Origin of the sequence: Pseudomonas sp. B21-059, from assembly GCF_026016285.1 — a bacterium.
Taxonomy (GTDB): Bacteria; Pseudomonadota; Gammaproteobacteria; order Pseudomonadales; family Pseudomonadaceae; genus Aquipseudomonas; species Aquipseudomonas danubii.
In genome coordinates this window covers 3,648,575-3,664,832 of record NZ_CP087201.1, presented here as the reverse complement: position 1 = coordinate 3,664,832, position 16,258 = coordinate 3,648,575, and the positions used below count along the sequence as shown (strand labels likewise).

At 66.5% G+C, this 16,258-nt stretch carries 11 protein-coding genes; all 11 read right to left on the bottom strand.

Features of this window, described 5'->3' with window-relative positions; genetic code table 11:
- Window positions 1-28 precede the first annotated feature (28 nt).
- The 11 genes from LOY69_RS16145 to LOY69_RS16095 all read right to left on the bottom strand — a co-directional run bounded on the left by LOY69_RS16145 (window position 29) and on the right by LOY69_RS16095 (window position 16,182).
- Window positions 29-787, bottom strand: coding sequence for a PIG-L deacetylase family protein (locus tag LOY69_RS16145; RefSeq protein WP_102863443.1), 759 nt, complete (start codon window positions 785-787; stop codon window positions 29-31).
- 334 nt (window positions 788-1,121) lie between these two features.
- The gene (gene glgX, locus LOY69_RS16140) at window positions 1,122-3,281 is read right to left on the bottom strand and encodes a glycogen debranching protein GlgX (RefSeq protein ID WP_102879201.1); all 2,160 of its coding nucleotides are present in this window, start codon (window positions 3,279-3,281) and stop codon (window positions 1,122-1,124) included.
- A 115-nt stretch (window positions 3,282-3,396) separates the two neighbouring features.
- A complete protein-coding gene (locus tag LOY69_RS16135; RefSeq protein WP_123390651.1) occupies window positions 3,397-3,696 on the bottom strand; it encodes a DUF2934 domain-containing protein in 300 nt (99 codons plus the stop codon).
- Window positions 3,697-3,717: 21 nt separating this feature from the next.
- Complete coding sequence (locus LOY69_RS16130; protein WP_265073201.1) at window positions 3,718-6,504, bottom strand: malto-oligosyltrehalose synthase; 2,787 nt, start codon at window positions 6,502-6,504, stop codon at window positions 3,718-3,720.
- Complete coding sequence (malQ, locus tag LOY69_RS16125) at window positions 6,501-8,582, bottom strand: 4-alpha-glucanotransferase (RefSeq protein WP_110596906.1); 2,082 nt, start codon at window positions 8,580-8,582, stop codon at window positions 6,501-6,503. Before malQ ends, LOY69_RS16130 begins: the two co-directional genes overlap by 4 nt.
- Window positions 8,579-10,375, bottom strand: coding sequence for a malto-oligosyltrehalose trehalohydrolase (gene treZ / locus LOY69_RS16120; protein ID WP_265073200.1), 1,797 nt, complete (start codon window positions 10,373-10,375; stop codon window positions 8,579-8,581). Before treZ ends, malQ begins: the two co-directional genes overlap by 4 nt.
- A gap of 14 nt (window positions 10,376-10,389) precedes the next feature.
- Window positions 10,390-11,958: a glycogen synthase GlgA gene (glgA, locus tag LOY69_RS16115; protein ID WP_102863453.1), complete on the bottom strand. Its 1,569-nt coding sequence runs from the start codon at window positions 11,956-11,958 to the stop codon at window positions 10,390-10,392.
- 500 nt (window positions 11,959-12,458) lie between these two features.
- On the bottom strand, window positions 12,459-12,896 hold the full coding sequence (locus LOY69_RS16110) for a YqaA family protein (protein WP_102863454.1): 438 nt from the start codon (window positions 12,894-12,896) through the stop codon (window positions 12,459-12,461).
- Window positions 12,893-13,342 (bottom strand): DUF411 domain-containing protein, encoded by a 450-nt coding sequence (locus LOY69_RS16105; RefSeq protein WP_102879207.1) that lies wholly within the window; start codon window positions 13,340-13,342, stop codon window positions 12,893-12,895. Before LOY69_RS16105 ends, LOY69_RS16110 begins: the two co-directional genes overlap by 4 nt.
- A 154-nt stretch (window positions 13,343-13,496) precedes the next feature.
- Window positions 13,497-14,426 carry a copper resistance protein B gene (locus LOY69_RS16100; protein ID WP_413787127.1) on the bottom strand — a complete coding sequence of 310 codons (930 nt, stop codon included), beginning with the start codon at window positions 14,424-14,426 and terminating at the stop codon, window positions 13,497-13,499.
- Window positions 14,416-16,182, bottom strand: a complete 1,767-nt coding sequence (locus LOY69_RS16095; protein ID WP_265073199.1) for a copper resistance system multicopper oxidase — start codon at window positions 16,180-16,182, stop codon at window positions 14,416-14,418. The genes LOY69_RS16100 and LOY69_RS16095 overlap by 11 nt, the downstream gene beginning before the upstream one ends.
- Between the last annotated feature and the right edge of the window lie 76 nt (window positions 16,183-16,258).

Below are 16,258 nucleotides of genomic sequence, written 5' to 3'. Positions count from 1 at the left end.
TTCAGGTTATTTTCCGCCCGGGCCCGGCCTACATCAGGATGATTTCGTAGGGCAGGCGCAGGCGCTCCAGCAGAATCGGCGACAGCGACGGTTCCAGGCCGATTTCCGGTTCGCCCTGCAGCTGGCTGGCGTAGGCGTGGGCCGCGTGGCGCTTGCGGGCCACGGTCCAGGTGTCCAGGCGCAGCTTGCGTGCCCGCTGCCAGGGAATCTGGTGCTCCTCGCGCGAGGACCAGTGCCAGGCCCAGATCGGAATCTCGTAGAAGCGCGCGCCTACCTGGCCGGCAGCCTTGGCCGCGGCCCGGCCCACGGCTTCGTGATCGAGGTTGCCGTCGCCGCGCCAGGTGCTGAACACCACATCGCTGTCGCGCAGGTAACGGCTGATGAATGGTGCCAATTGCTGTTCGCGCTCGCTCAGGGCGCTGTCGGCAAAGCCACCACGAATCCACTTCAGGCTGTGCAGGGGCAGCCCCAGGCGGCGCAGGGCCTCGGCGCTTTCCTGGGGCCGGAACACGCTGAGGCGGCGCTTGGGCCACAGCTCGGAACCTGGGTGACTGGCGCTGCCGTCGCTGATGGAGATCAGTTGCAGGGGGTGGCCATGGTGGGCCAGCACTTGCAGCAGGCCGCCGCTGGCCACCACTTCATCGCCGGGGTGGGGGGCGATGATCACGGCCCGGGAGCCGGGTGGAACCAGATTGCCGAGGTTGATGGGGGGAACGTCGGCCAGGTGGCGGGCACCGTTCCAGATCTGGCTGGGCCAGCTGTTGTCTATTGCGGTTATGGCTTTCATGAGGTGTCACATCCCTGTTTTCCGGGTCACGGCAATGAGGCCTGAACATCCGTTCAGTGGCGACCCTGGGTTTGCACGTACGCTGATTCCATGGCATCTGCCTCAGCGTCATGTACCGGTGCTCCATACCTTTGGGGCACCCTGATCCGAGCGCAATCATACTCAGCCCGTGGCTGCCTACACAGAGGGTTGAGTTGAATTTGTCGATTGCGACCCGTTTCTCAGGGTAGTCGCATTTTGTTGCCAGGCCCGAACTCCTGACGAATACCTGGAATTTGCCGACGCTTGGCTTGTCGGCCAAGGCGGCATCGAGGGCGCGCTGCAAGGCTGGCGCTCAGTCGTCCTGTTCATGCTCAAGCTCGAAGAACAGCAGCGATCGCCCGGTCACCGAGTACTCGTGGCCAAAGGCGAAGCGCTCCTGGCCGTGCACCGCCGGCTGGTGGGTGTCGAGCATGCAGGTCCAGAACTCACCGGCCGGCACTTGCGGCAGACGGAAGTTGACGATGTCGTGGTGGGCGTTGACCACCAGCAGCACCGTGGCGTCGGACCCGGGGCGGCGGATGCCGGTTTCCTGGGCGCGGCCGTCCAGCAGCATGCCCAGGCAGCGGCCATGGGCATCCTGCCAGTGCTCGGTGGTCATTTCGTTGCCATCGGGAGCCAGCCAGGTGACGTCCTTGACGCCGATGTCCTCGTTGTAGTTGCCCACCAGGAAACGCCCGCGGCGCAGGATCGGGTAGCTCAGGCGCAGCTTGATCAGGCGCTTGACGAACTTGAGCAGCGACTTGCCGTCGGCATCCAGGTTCCAGTTGATCCAGCCGATCTCGCTGTCCTGGCAGTAGGCGTTGTTGTTGCCGTGCTGGGTGCGGGCGAATTCGTCGCCGGCCACCAGCATCGGCGTCCCCTGGGCCAGCAGCAGGGTGGCGAAGAAGTTGCGCATCTGGCGCAGGCGCAAGGCATTGATCTCGGGATCGTCGCTGGGACCTTCGACGCCATGGTTCCAGGACAGGTTGTTGTTGCTGCCGTCCTGGTTGTTCTCGTCATTGGCCTGGTTGTGCTTGTCGTTGTAGGACACCAGATCGCGGAGGGTGAAACCGTCGTGGGCGGTGACGAAGTTGAGCGAGGCATAGGGGCGGCGGCCGCGCTGGTTGAACATCTCCCCAGAGGCGGTCAGGCGTCCCGCAAAGTCCGCCAACTGGCCGTCGTCGCCTTTCCAGAAGGCCCGCACCGTGTCGCGGAAACGATCATTCCACTCCACCCAGCCCGGTGGGAAATTGCCCACCTGATAGCCGCCGGGGCCACAGTCCCAGGGTTCGGCGATCATTTTCACCTGGCGCAGCACCGGGTCCTGGCGGCAAGCCACGAGAAAGCTGTGGCGCTCGTCGAAACCATCGTGGTAGCGGCCGAGGATGGTCGCCAGGTCGAAGCGGAAGCCGTCCACGTGCATTTCCGTGGCCCAGTAGCGCAGTGAGTCGGTGACCATCTGCAGCACGCAGGGATGGCTCAGGTCCAGGGTGTTGCCGGTGCCGGAATCGTTGATGTAGAAGCGCTTGTCGTCGGGCATCAGGCGGTAGTAGGAGGCGTTGTCGATGCCGCGCATGGACAGGGTCGGGCCTTGCTCGTTGCCTTCGGCGGTGTGGTTGTAGACCACGTCCAGCAGCACCTCCAGCCCGGCCTCATGCAGGTGCGCGACCATTTCCTTGAACTCGGCGATCTTGCCGCTGGACAGGTAGCGCGGGTCCGGGGCGAAGAAGGCGATGCTGTTGTAGCCCCAGTAGTTGGTCATGCCCTTGTGCAGCAGGTGCTGGTCGTTGACGAAGGCATGGATCGGCAGCAGCTCCACCGACGAGACGCCAAGCTTGCGGATGTGCTCCAGCACGTCGTCCACCATCAGCCCGGCAAAGGTTCCCCGCAGGTGTTCCGGCACTGCGGGGTGGGTCATGGTGAAGCCGCGCACGTGGGTCTCGTAGAGGATGGTCTTGTCCCAGGGCACGCTGACCCGATGGTCGTGGCCCCAGGTATGGGCCGGGTCGATGACTTTGCACTTGGGCACGAAGGGCGCGCTGTCCCGTTCATCAAAGCTGAGGTCGGCGTCAGGATGGCCGATGGTGTAGCCGAACAGCGCCTCGGACCATTTCAATTGGCCCACCAGCTGCTTGGCATAGGGGTCGATCAACAGTTTGTTGGGGTTGAAACGGTGACCGTTGGCCGGCTCATAGGGACCGTGCACTCGGTAGCCGTAGATCAGCCCGGGGTGAGCGTCGGGCAGGTAGCCATGGAAGATTTCGTCGGTGTATTCGGGCAGTTCGATACGTTCGAGCTCCACTTCGCCGGCAGCGTCGAACAGGCACAGTTCGACCTTGGTGGCATTGGCCGAGAACAGTGCGAAGTTGACGCCCAGGCCATCCCAGGTGGCGCCCAGAGGGAAGGGCAGGCCTTCACGGATGCGCGAGGGTTCGTTCTCGGGAGTCGGCGGAGTCTGCTTGGATCTGCTCATGGTTGCTCCTGCAAAAAGGATCAGGGGGCCCGCCGTGGGTTTTCCAGGGCGAAGCCATCCAGGGTGGCGTGCGGGCGCGCCACCGGTTCAGGGCGATAGAGGGGCGGGAGTGTCGTCAGTGGGCTGGCGGCTTGCGCGGTGCCCGGGGTTTCTTCGGCGCCGCAGGCTTCTCTCCCGGCGGCACTACCACCGCGGCGGCCGACTTGGCCTTGGGTTTGCTGGTGCTCTTGCCGGGCGGACTGGCGGCGGCAGATTTGCTCTTGGCGCCCTTGGGCGGCTGGCTCGGGGCCAGGGCCTCGGCCTCGGCGAGCTTGCGGGCCATTTCCCAGTGTCGGGCTTCGTGGCCCTCCGGTTTCCCTTCCGACTCCCAGATCTGATAGGCGAATTCACGTATGCGTTTGTCGTCGGTACTCATCGCAATGCTCCTGGACTGAACTCAATGTTGAATCAAAAGGTTGAGTGGAAAGTCTTGCAATACGGCGCTGATCAGCAATTCCTTGTGGGGTGTGACTGCTCCGGTTGAAAAAAGTCCATTCAGGTTGCGGCCCGAAGCGGTGAACGGTAGTTGCACCCGGGTATCGCCCCATCGCTGCGCATCCACCTTGGGGATTGCACTGTCATCCAGCAGGCCGGCGACCTGGATCGGCACTATCACCACGGCTCGTTGCTCCTGGTATTCACGCATGAACGCCAGCACCCGGCCGGCTTCCTGCCCCAGCACCGTCAGCGGCTGGTAGCTGCCGCGCTGGAACAGCTGCGGGTACTGACCGCGCAGGCCCAGGGTGCGGGCAATCAGGCCCTGCTTGATACGTCCGTCACGCCACTGGGCCAGCCACTGCCGAGGATCGCGCGGGCTGTCCAGGGCCCGGTGCCGGGCCGGGTAGTCCGGCAGTCGGCGGTTGTCCGGGTCCACCAGGCTGAAGTCCCAGAAGTCGTTGCCCTGATACAGGTCCGGCACCCCTGGTACGGTCATGCGCAGCAAAGTTTGCGCCAGGCTGTTGAGGGCGCCGCCAGGGGCGATGCTGTTGGCTGCCGCCGCAAGCGACTGGCGCAGGGCCAGGCCTTGCGGCGAGACCAGCACGGCGCTGACAAACGCCTGAACGCTCTCTTCGTAATCAGGATTGGGGGCTGCCCAACTGCTGTGCAGCTTGGCTTCACGCAGGGCCTTGAGTTGCCATTGCCAGATGCGCTGGGCATAGCGCTCCAGGCCCGGCTGATCCTCGGCCTGCAAATCCAGGGGCCAACTGCCCAGCAGGGTCTGATAGAGGATCAGTTCATCGCCTGCCGAAGGGGCGTCGGGGTGCTGGTGCAAGGGGGCAGCCAACAGCCGCCAGCTGGCCACTTGGCGGGCATACCAGGGGGCCCGCTCACTGAGCAGGGCCAGGCGCGCGCGGCTGTCTTCGCCACGCTTGTGGTCATGGGTGGCGCTGGTCAGCAGGTTGTCGGGGAAGCTGTCCAGGCGCTGCTGGCAAGCGCTGTGGAAGGCCGAGATCGGCGCGCTGAACTGTTCGCTGTTGAAGCCCACGTCATTGCGCGCCAGGAGCACCGCGGAGCGGTAGAAGGCGGTGTCTTCCACGGCCTTGGCCGCGGCCGGCGAGGTCAGTTGCTGGAAGCGCACGCAGGCGTGGCGCAGCAGCTTGCGCGCCCGGCCCGGGGGTTGCCGGCGCCAGCCCTGGCCGCCGAGCCAGCGCTCCAGGCAATCGAGTACCGGCCAGTCGGTTTCGCTCAGGCGGCCTCGGGCGCCGTCCATGGCCTGTTGGAAAAACCGCTGGTCCTGAGGCCCGCGGCCCTGGGCACCGATGTAGGTGCGGTACACCGGAAAGTACACGATCAGCTCCTGCAGCGCCCGGCGGATGGCCCCCAGGGTCAGGTCGCGGCTCATCAGGTCCAGCCGCGCCACTTGCAGCAGCGCCTGGGCCACGTTTTCAAAGTCACCGGCCAGGGAACCGTTGAGGATCTGCTGGCGTGCCTGCAGGGCTTCCTCGCCGAACTGCGGCGTCCGCTGGCTGTGCCGGCTCCACAGCTCTGCCAGCAGCGGCTGGCCGGCGGGGGCCTGTTGCAACAGCGACAGCTGGTTCATGAATTCGTAGCCGGTGCTGCCGTCCACGCCCCAGTCGCGATGCAGGGTCTCGTCCGCGCCGAGGATCTTCTCGACGTAGATCGGCAGGTGCTGGCCCGGACGCAGGCGGTCGACCCGGCGCCGCAGCTTGCGGCAGTAACCCCGGGGATCGGCCAGGCCATCGATGTGGTCGATGCGCAGGCCATCCACCAGGTTTTCTTCGATCAGCTGGAAGACCTTGGCGTGGGTGGCTTCGAACACGGCCGGGCGTTCGACCCGCAGGCCCCCCAGTTCATTGACGTCGAAGAAACGCCGCCAATTGATGTCATCGGCTGCGGTGCGCCAGCTGGCCAGACGGTAGCTCTGTTGTTCCAGCAACTGATGCAAACGCGTGAAGCCGCAGGCCTGGCGCGCGTCGTAGCCTTGCAAGTGGGCGTCGATGGCCTGGCGCACTGACGGCTGGCGCAGTTGGTGTGCCAGGGCTTGTTGCAGGGGCCGGGCCTGGGCATGGGCGGCGCCGTTGAAGCGTAACGCCGCAAAACCGTCGGCCAGGGATTTCAGGGCGCCGCTGGACTCGGCGTCCAGCGGCTCCGGAAGTCGCAGCAGTGGTGCGTAGTCCCAGGGGCAGATGGGAAAGCAATGTTCGTGGTGCTGTACGTGAAAGCCCCCCAGGTCGTCGTCCAGGCGCAGCTTCAAGCGGCCTTCCTGCAGCGCCACGCCATAGTCGCTGTCGAGGAACGGCAGGAGCAACTGGCCTTCCATCAGCGGGTCCGCGGAGTGCCACTGGATATCGAAGAATTCGCCGTAGGGGCTCAGCCGCCCCCATTGCAGCAGGTCCAGCCACCAGGGGTTGTCGCTGCCGCCCACGGCCATGTGGTTGGACACGATGTCGAGGATCAGCCCCATCCCTTGTTGACGCAGGGCCGCCACCAGGCGCCGCAGGGCCGCTTCGCCCCCCAGCTCCGGGTTGATCTGGGTCGGGTCCACCACGTCATAGCCGTGCTGGGAGCCGGCCCGGGCCCGGAGCAGGGGTGAGGCATAGAGATGGCTGATGCCCAGGCGGGCGAAGTAGGGCACCAGGGGTACGGCGTCGTCGAGGGTGAAGCCTTGATGAAACTGCAGGCGCAGGCTGGCCCGCAGCAAGGGCAGGGACGGCAGGTTCATCGGTCACGCTCTAGGGCTTGTTGCCGGGCACAGGCCAGCAGTTCCAGGCGCCGGGCGGCATCGCTGTCGTCCAGCAGGCGTCGGCTGGCACTGGCCAGGCGGCGGCGCCAGTTGGGGTGGCTGTCGAGGGTGCCGGGCAGGTTGGCCTGTTCATCGATGCCCAGGGCATCTTCCAGGGGCAGCAGCACCAGGGGCGCACGGGTATGGCCAAGAAAGCGCACGCTGGCGTCCAGCACTTGGTCGGCTTCGTGGGCCTCTTGGTGAAAGTTCTGTGGGTCCTGGGCCAGGGCCTGGCGCAGGCCGTCACGCTCGCGCTGGCGGTGTTCGCGCCATTGTCGCGCGCCCTGTTCATCCACCATGCCCAGGCGCAGGTTCCAGTCGATGTCGCGGCCCTGCCACCAGCCGTTGAGGGTGGGCAGATCGTGGGTGCTGGTGGTGGCCAGGGCGTTGTCCGGCCAGTCCAGGATCGGCTTGAAGTGGCAGCCGTGGTCCTGTTCGAACAAAAGCACGCGCATGCCGAGCATGGCCCGGGCGGCGAGCTTTTCCCGCAGGCCGTCGGGCACCGTCCCCAGGTCCTCGCCGAGGACAATGGCCTGGTGCCGATGGGATTCGAGGGTCAGCAGGCGCAGCAGATCGTCCACCGGGTAGTACAGGTAGGCGCCGTCGCAGGGCGGCGCTCCCGACGGGATCACCCAGAGCCGTTGCAAGCCCATCACATGGTCAATGCGCAAGCCGCCGGCATGGGCGAAGTTGGCCCGGAGCATTTCGATGAAGGCGCGATAACCATGGCGCTGCAAACCTTCGGGAGAGAAGGCGCAGATGCCCCAGCCCTGGCCCTGGCGATTGAGGATGTCCGGTGGCGCACCCACGGTCAGGGACGCCAGCAACTGCTCCTGGCGGCTCCAGGCCTGGCTGCCACCGCCGTCGGCGCCCACCGCCAGGTCGGCGATCAGGCCGATGCCCATGCCGCTGCTGTGGGCCGCGCTCTGCGCCCGTTCCAGGCTGCGGGCGATCAGCCACTGGCAGAAGGCATGGAAGCCGATTTCATGGGCCTGCTCCTCGGCGAACCGGGCTAGGGCCGGGCTCGCCGGGTTACGCCAGTGTTGCGGCCAGTGACGCCAGTCCAGGTCTTCGCCGCGGGCGGCGCGCTCGGCCTGGATGGCCTCGAACCGGCAGTGGTTTTCCAGGGCTTCGCCGGCGCTGCGGCGATAGCTGGCGAAGTCCTCGTGCAGGGGGTGCTGGCCGTGGCAGAAGCCTTCGTACAGGGCGCGCAGTGCTTGTTGCTTGGCCTGGGCCGCCTGGGGCCAGTCGATCAGTGGTTGCTGTTCCAGGGCTTGCAAGGTCTGGCCAAGGCCACAGGATTCGATGGCGCTGCGCCAGGCCCGGTCGCCGAGAATGGCCCCGGGAGCGGCGTACAGGCTGTTGAGAAACAGCCGGCTGGAGGGCGAGTAGGGGCTGTAGCGCTGAGGATCGCTGTTGAACATGGCGTGCAGCGGGCTGATGGCCAGGGCATCGGCGCCGCGCTCGGCGGCTTGCCGGGCCAGCTCTTCCAGTGCCTGGGTATCGCCGAATCCACCGTCACCGGGGCGGCGCAGGGCATACAGCTGTACGCTCAGGCCCCAGGCTCGCGGGGTCGGCTGGCCCACGGCGTCGGCCACGCTGTAGCAGCGTGCGGGGGCCACCGCGAGGGTGAAGTGTTCCTCCTCGATGCGCACCGAGTGGTAACCCACCGGGATCTGCCCTGGCAGCACGCTCTGTTCATCGAGCTGCAACGACAGTGGTTCGCCGTTTTCCAGCTCGATGGCACAGCGGGTCCCGGGTGCGAAGTACCGGGCCAGGTCCAGGCCCTGGCCGACGTCGGCGGTCAGCAGCGGTGGCAGGTGCCGGCTTTGCTGCAGTTGGTGCAACTGCTGCAGGCTGTCGGCGATTTCCTGGTCGCTGTCGGCGGGGTGGCCCAGGCCCGCCAGCACGGCCCGCAACACCCGCGCCTCAACCTTTTGCGGTCGGCCGTTGGCGTCGATCCAATCCACTGCCAGGCCGGCGCGGCTGGCGAGTATTTCCAGTTGCGCATCGCTCATCGGCGTTCTCCATCGGGGGCGGTGGGGCAAGGCCCGCTGTCCAGTTGCACCACTGCGCTGAAGGCGGGTAACCAGCCCTGCTGCCAGTGTTCAAGTGCTCGCGGTGGGTGTTCAAACCACAGTTGTGCTGTTGCTTCGGGCTCCAGTTCGACCCGGTGTGGGCTGAGGTTGAGGTCGATGCGCAGCAGGCTGCCGTCACCCAGGCGCCAGCGTGCGCTCAGGGCGCCTTCGGCCAGCACCCGGGTGTCCAGGGCCTGGGCGCCGGGCAGGCGTGGGATCAGTTCGCGGTGGCGGATACGCAGCAGGCTGCGGTACAGCTCACGGGTCGTTTCGGCCTGTTGCGACTGGGGCCGGGGCCGTGATGCCTGGAAGGTCGAGGGGGCGTTGGGATCGGGGATGCGCTGGCGCTGGGCGGCGTCGGCAAAGGCGCTGAAGGCGGCGAACTCGTTGCGCCGGCCCTGGCGCACGGCCTCGGCCAGTTCCCCCTGGTGGCTGGTGAAGAACAGGAACGGCTCCTGGGCCGCCACTTCATCGCCCATGAACAGCAGCGGGATCATCGGCGACAACAGCAGCAACACCGTGGCCGCCTGCAGCGCCTGGGTCGGCGCCAGCTGGTTGAGGCGCTCGCCAAAGGCCCGGTTGCCGATCTGGTCGTGGTTTTGCAGGAACAGCACAAAGGCGCTGGGGGGCAGGTGGCCGCTGGGTTCGCCCCGGGATTGGCCGTGGCGGTTGGCATGGCCCTGGAAGGCGAAGCCCTGGCTCAGGCAGCGGGCCAGTTGCGCGGTGGGGTCGTCGGCGAAGTCGGCGTAGTAAGCGTCGGTTTCCCCGGTGAGCAGCACGTGCAGGGCGTTGTGCCCGTCGTCGTTCCACTGGGCGTCGAAACCCCGCTGCAGCAGGCTGGCCTGGTTGAACTCGTTTTCCAGGTTGAGCCACACCTGGCGCGACGCCGGCACCGCCTGGCGTACCCGCTGGGCCAGTTCATGGAGAAAGTCCGGGTCGTCGATGGCGTGCACGGCGTCCAGGCGCAGGCCGTCGAAACGGTACTCCAGCAGCCACATCAGGGCGTTGTCGATAAAGAAGTCGCGTACTTGCCGCCGGCGGAAGTCGATGGCCGCGCCCCAGGGGGTGTGCAGATCCTCGCGGAAGAAGCCCTTGGCGTAGCGCTGCAGGTGGTTGCCGTCGGGGCCGAAGTGGTTGTAGACCACGTCGAGGATCACCGCCAGGCCCAGACCGTGGGCGGCGTCGATCAGGGCCTTGAGGTCGTCGGGAGCACCGTAGGAGGCTTCCGGGGCGTAGGGCAGGACGCCGTCGTAGCCCCAGTTGCGCTCGCCGGGGAACTCCGCCAGGGGCATCAGCTCGATGGCGGTCACCCCCAGGTCCACCAGGGCCGGCAGGGCCTGCTGCACCGCCAGGTAGCCGCCCATGACCCCGACATGCAGTTCGTAGATCACCGCCTCGTGCCAGGGCCGGCCACGCCACTGGGGCTGCTGCCAGGCGTAGGCGTTGTGGTCGACCACCAGGCTGGGGCCATGTACATCGCCGTCCTGGGCCCGGGAGGCCGGGTCCGGCACCTGGATCTGCCGATCGATGGTGTAGCGGTAGCGGCTGCCCGCCGGGCAGCGCGCCTGAGTCACGAACCAGCCGTCGGCCTCGGGCCGCATCGGCAGTGATTGGCCGTCCGCCAGTGCAACGCTGACTTCACGGGCATCCGGGGCCCACAGGGCGAACCGGGTGTGCTCGCTATCCAGCATCACTGCGCCGTGGGTCCAGCTGTGCAGGGTGCTTGATGGCATGGGTCCAGGCCCCTTTATTGTCGGGTGGCCTGCCCCAGGGCCTTGGCCACCAGTTGTTCGTAGAGTTCGGCGTAGGGTTCCACCGCCTTGCACCAGTTGAACGGGGCGGCCATGGCCCGGCAGCGCATGGCGTTGAGCAACGCTGGATAGGCGAAGACCTTGAACGCCCGGGTCAGCGCCTCCTGGTAGCTGGCGACCGTGGATTCGTCGAACAGAAAGCCGGTGACACCATTCTCGATGGTGTCCGCCAGGCCGCCGGTGTTGCGCGCCACCGGCAGCGAACCGAAGCGCTGGGCGTACATCTGGCTCAGCCCGCAGGGCTCGTAGCGTGACGGCATGAGCAGAAAGTCGCTGCCGGCGAACATGCGCCGGGCGTCGGTTTCATTGAAGCCGATATTGACCCCGATGCGCCCGGGAAAACGCCGGGCCAGGGCGCGCATGGATTGTTCCTCTTCCGGTTCCCCGCGGCCGATGATGGCGATCTGGCCGCCGTTGGCGACGATGAATTCGGCCACGCCCTCGGTGAGGTCCAGGCCCTTCTGGTAGACCAGCCGCGAGACCACGGCGAACAGCGGGCCGTTGCTGGGGTCGAGACCGAACATCTGCCGCACATGGGCGGCGTTGGCCGCTTTGCCGTCCCAATCACCCATGCTGAAGGGGCAGAACAGGTGCGCATCGGTGGCTGCGTCCCAGCTTTCGTCGATGCCGTTGGGGATGCCACTGAGCAAGCCTTGCTGGGTCTTGCTGGCGAGAAAACCGTCGAGGCCGCACCCGAAGGCCGGGGTAGTGATTTCCTGGGCGTAGGTGGCGCTCACAGTGGTGATGTGGCTGGCGTAGGCCATGCCGGCCTTGAGGAACGACAGCTTGCCGTAGAACTCCATGCCTTCCTGTTGCAGGGCGTGTTCGGGGATGCCCAGCTCCGGGCACGAGGCCAGGCTGACCACGCCCTGGTAGGCCAGGTTATGGATGGTGAACAGGGTCGGGGTGCGCTGCCCGCGCCAGTGCATGTAGGCCGGGGCCAGCCCGGCGGGCCAGTCGTGCGCGTGCACCAGGTCGGGGCACCAGTGGATCTGCGCCAGGTTGGCGGCGATGTCGGCGGCGGCCAGCCCCAGGCGGGCAAAGCGAATGTGGTTGTCGGGCCAGTCGCGGCCATTGTTGGCGCCGTAGGGCGTGCCTTCGCGCTCGTACAGCTCCGGGCAGATCAGCACATAGATCACCAGGCCGTCGGGCATGTCCATGCGCCCGATCTTGCAGGCCGGCAGCGCCGCGTGGCCCCCCAGCTCGCCGATGATATGGATGGGGTTCTCGCTGTGCAGCACCTGGGGATAGCCGGGAATCAGCACCCGCACATCGTGCAGGTGGGCCATGGCCCGGGGCAGGGCGGCGGAGACGTCGCCCAGGCCGCCGGTTTTCACCAGATCGGCGATTTCCGAAGTGACGAACAGCACCCGCTTGCGGTTGGGATTCTGACGAGCCAGCGGCAGCAGGGTCTTGCCTCCAGGGATGGAAATCGCCTGGGGGGCACGTTCACCGGCCTGCTGTTGAGGATGCTCTCCCTGAGTGTCCAATGCGGCGCTGATCATAGGTCTCTCCCGTTTTATTGATCTGTTCTGCTGTCTCAAGCGCTGCTGTCGGGCCATTCCTGTGGCCGGGCGCAATTGCGCCACACATCGATCAGCCTGAGCTGCTCGAGCGCTGCAGCAGAAAGGGTGGAGGAGCCGTTGCAAGGAATGCACCAGTGGCAGCGACCCTACCTTTAACCTGACCTTGGGCCGACGCGAAAAGTTTCGACTTTTTCAATGCCAAAGTGACCGCTCGGTCACAATGCGAAAATCAGTCTAGGACAGAACCTAGAGCAGCGTCGGGCAGGGCGGGGCGTTGATTCGGCGCGGGCGCAGGGCGACGGATCTATCCCGACGAAAGGTCGGCCGTGCACCGCAGCAGAGCGCGGGTGAAATGGCCTCGGCGCGAAAACGGTGAGGGCGCGCCAGGGGTTGGTGCAGATCGCTGGTGGCCTTGCCCGAAAATGGGCAGGGCCCCGGGGATTTGTTAGCGACCCAAGGCCCGGTTGAGCGCGAGCGGCTCAGCCGAGCCAGCCCAGGGTCAGCCACACCAGCACGGCGTAGCGGGCGCCTTTGGCCAGGCTGACGATCAGCAGGAAACGCTTGAGGGGTTCGCCCATGACGCCTGCCACCAGGGTCAGCGGATCGCCGATCACCGGCATCCAGCTCAGCAGCAGCGTCCAGTGGCCGTAACGCTGGTAGTGCACCCGGGCCCGCTCCAGGTGCTTCGGACTAACGGGAAACCAGCGACGCTCCTTGTAGGTGTCAAGGCGCTGCCCCAGCCACCAGTTGACCAGGGAGCCCAGGACGTTGCCCAGGGTTGCCACCAGCCAGAGCCCGAGTACCGTCAGCTGGCTGTTGTGCAGCAGGCCCACCAGCAGCGCTTCCGACTGCAGGGGCAGCAGGGTGGCGGCGGCGAAGGCGGCGAGAAACAGGCCGAGGTAGGCGCTGGCGATCAACGGGCCGGGTAGTCCGCTACCACGACATCCTGGCCGTCACGGGTCAGGCCGATGACTTGGAAGGCGTCGGCGCCCATGCCGTCCATTTCCATGCCGGGGGAGCCCATGGGCATGCCCGGGGCGGCGATGCCCAGCAGGTCGTCGCGCTTGCGCAAGGCCAGGACCTGTTCAGCAGGCACGTGGCCTTCGACGAACTTGCCGTCGATCACCGCGGTGTGACAGGAGCCCAGGCGCGGGGCCACGCCCAAGCGCTGTTTGACCGCGCTCATGTTGCTTTCCACGTGGTCGGTGACGGCAAAGCCGTTGTCCTGCAGGTGCTCGATCCACTTTTTGCAGCAGCCGCAGTTGGCGTCGCGGTGCACGTCGATGGGGATCAGTTCGCCCGCCTGAGCCAGGGAGCCGATCAGCAGGGCGGACAGGGCCGCCAGACGCAGTGAAGTTTTCATCGAAAGTCTCGTTGTCGCTGTTGAATAAGGGGCGCTGGCAGGGCCGGCCCTTGTGGGGACACGCTGGGGGTGGTGCATTTTGCGGCTTTTTTTGCCAGCTGCCGGCGGCTTTTGTTTCAAGTTGATACCAAGCCCCGGGCGCGGAGCAAGGGTTCTAGAACCACATTCGCAGCCCCAGCACCAGGCGAGCGCCGTTGTCCGGTTCGCCGTCGTTGCGGGCGTAGTCGGCGGTCCGCCCATGGCTGCGGTTCCAGGTCACACCTATATAAGGTGCGAATTCCCGGCGCAGTTCATAGCGCAGCCGCAGGCCGATTTCGCTTTCGGCCAGGCCGGCGCCCTGGCCCCGTTGCGGATCGTTGCGGCCGTACAGGTTGAGTTGCGCCGACGGCTGCAGGATCAGGCGCTGGGTCAGCAGCAGGTCGTAGTCGGCCTCGACCCGCAAGGCGCTCTGGCCGCCTTCTCCAAGATAGGCGGTGACCTGGCTTTCGACGTTGTACAGCGCCATGCCTTGCAGGCCCAGGGCTGCCCAGGTCTGGGCCGTGCCGGGCTTGAAGTCCTGACGCAAGCCGCTGACCAGATCCCACCAGGGGCTGATGGCGTGTCCCCAGAGGGCTTGCAGCTCGGCATGCTCAGTGACGCCCCGGGTGCGTTCACCCTCGCTGCGCAGCCACAGCCGGTCACGGTCGCCACCTATCCAGCCATTGACCTCCCAGCCCAGGCTCGTGCCGCGCTCGGCGTCCTGCCATTCGAGCCGCTCCACCAGGAAAAAACTGTTCAGCGACTTGCCGTGGAGGACGTGACCGGCCGCGCTTGGGTAGACCGCCCGGCGATCGGCATCGGTCAACGGCGCAATCGGTGTACGGCTTTGCAAGGGGGCTGCGACTTGCAGGCCCGGCATCGCTGAGTGATCCATGCCGCGCATGTCGTGTCCGGGCATCTGTTGTGGTGCCCGGGTGTCGTGGTCCATGCCGGGCATGGACTGACCATGGGCCGGGGTACCGGGCCAGGCCAGCAGGACGATGCCCAGGCCGAGACCGGTCAGCCCGCCCGGCAGCAGTGGCAGCAGGGGCGTCTCAATCGGCATGGGGCACCTCCCGTTCTTCGACCCGGACTTCGCGGAACATGCCGCTCTCCATGTGGTACAGCAGATGGCAGTGGTAGGCCCAGCGCCCCAGGGCATCGGCCGTGACCCGGTAGCAGCGGCGGGTGCCCGGCGGCATGTCGATGGTGTGCTTGCGCACCTGGAAACGGCCGTGTTCGTCCTCAAGGTCGCTCCACATGCCATGCAGGTGGATGGGGTGGCTCATCATGCTGTCGTTCACCAGTTCAATCCGCACCCGCTCGCCATACTCCAGGCGCAGGGGCTCGGCCTCGGCAAAGGCGATGCCGTCGAAAGACCAGGCGAACTTTTCCATATGGCCGGTCAGGTGCAGGGTCAGGGTACGGCTCGGTTCGCGGCCGTCGGGGTCGGCGAAGGTGCTTTTCAGATCGGCGTAGGTCAGCACTCGACGGCCGTTGTGGCGCAGGCCGAGGCCAGGGTCGTCCAGGCGTGGCTGGGGATTCATGGCTTGCATGTCCACCAGCGGGTTGGCGGTTTCCGAGGCTGGATGGGGGATCTGGCTGCTCATCGCGCCGTGGTCCATGCCGGGCATGGCCATCGACTGGTGCGGCAGGCCCGGCATCTCCGCGTGGTCCATGCCGGGCATCGAGGCCATACCCATGTCGTCCAGGGTCAGCAGCGGCCGGGGGTCCAGGGCCGGCGCACGGGCCTTGAGGCCGGGGACGCTGCTCAGGGAACCCAGCGCGTAGCCGCTGCGGTCCATGGCCTGAGCGAACAGACTATGGGCACCGGCGCTGGGCTGCACCAGCACGTCGAAGGTTTCTGCCACGGCGATCCGCAGCTCATCCACCGATACCGGCTCCACGTGCTGGCCATCGGCGGCCACCACGGTCATTTTCACGCCGGGAATGCGCAGGTCGAAGTAGGTCATGGCCGAGGCATTGATCAGCCGCAGGCGCAGGCGTTCGCCGGGGCGGAACAGTCCGGTCCAGTGGTTGTCCGGTGCCTGGCCATTGAGCAGGTAGGTGTAGGTGGCGCCGCTGACGTCGGCAAGGTCGGTGGGGGTCATGTTCATCTGCGCCCACATTGTGCGCTCGGCCACAGTGGCGGCCCAGCCGTCGCGGCCGACGTCTTCGATGAAGTCAGCGAGGGTGCGTTTGTGCCGGTTGTAGTAGTCGGACTGCTTTTTCAGGGTGCGCAGGATCTGTTCCGGCGCCTCGTCGCTCCAGTCCGACAGCAGCACCACGTAGTCGCGGTCGTAGGTGAAGGGCTCCGGCTCCCGGGCGTCGATCACCAGTGCCCCGTACACCCCCAGTTGTTCCTGGAGCCCGGAATGGCTGTGGTACCAGTAGGTGCCATGCTGCTTGACCGGGAATGAATAGCGGTACAGACCGCCGGGCTCGATGCCTTCGAAGCTCAGGCCGGGTACGCCGTCCATATCGGCGGGCAGGATGATCCCGTGCCAGTGGATCGACGTCATCTGGTGCAGCCGGTTGCGCACCCGCAGGGTGACCCGGTCGCCCTCGCGCCAGCGCAGCAGGGGGCCGGGCAGGCTGCCGTTGACCGTCATGGCCTGGCGCGGCTGGCCGCTGAAGTTCACCGGCAACTGGCCAATGGACAGGTCGAAATCGGTGCCTGCCGCGACCTCGGGCTGACCCGGACTGCTGATGGCCCAGACCGGATTGCGCCACAGCCCCAGACCGACGAGAACGCCTCCGGCCGCCAGGGCCTTGACGAAGGTGCGTCGGGACGGGCTGTGTCTTGATGGGGGGAACGGCATGGCAGGCTTCCAGTCGGTCAGCGGATTGGAGGGGACTCTAATCAGCGCTGGCTGTCAGGAAACTGAGGCGGGCATT

Bases quoted from the DNA above. Each gene is read 5' to 3' on its own strand.
- LOY69_RS16145 (WP_102863443.1), bottom strand. From the start codon at position 787: ATGAAAGCCATAACCGCAATAGACAACAGCTGGCCCAGCCAGATCTGG.
- glgX (WP_102879201.1), bottom strand. From the start codon at position 3,281: ATGAGCAGATCCAAGCAGACTCCGCCGACTCCCGAGAACGAACCCTCG.
- LOY69_RS16135 (WP_123390651.1), bottom strand. From the start codon at position 3,696: ATGAGTACCGACGACAAACGCATACGTGAATTCGCCTATCAGATCTGG.
- LOY69_RS16130 (WP_265073201.1), bottom strand. From the start codon at position 6,504: ATGAACCTGCCGTCCCTGCCCTTGCTGCGGGCCAGCCTGCGCCTGCAG.
- malQ (WP_110596906.1), bottom strand. From the start codon at position 8,582: ATGAGCGATGCGCAACTGGAAATACTCGCCAGCCGCGCCGGCCTGGCA.
- treZ (WP_265073200.1), bottom strand. From the start codon at position 10,375: ATGCCATCAAGCACCCTGCACAGCTGGACCCACGGCGCAGTGATGCTG.
- glgA (WP_102863453.1), bottom strand. From the start codon at position 11,958: ATGATCAGCGCCGCATTGGACACTCAGGGAGAGCATCCTCAACAGCAG.
- LOY69_RS16105 (WP_102879207.1), bottom strand. From the start codon at position 13,342: ATGAAAACTTCACTGCGTCTGGCGGCCCTGTCCGCCCTGCTGATCGGC.
- LOY69_RS16100 (WP_413787127.1), bottom strand. From the start codon at position 14,426: ATGCCGATTGAGACGCCCCTGCTGCCACTGCTGCCGGGCGGGCTGACC.
- LOY69_RS16095 (WP_265073199.1), bottom strand. From the start codon at position 16,182: ATGCCGTTCCCCCCATCAAGACACAGCCCGTCCCGACGCACCTTCGTC.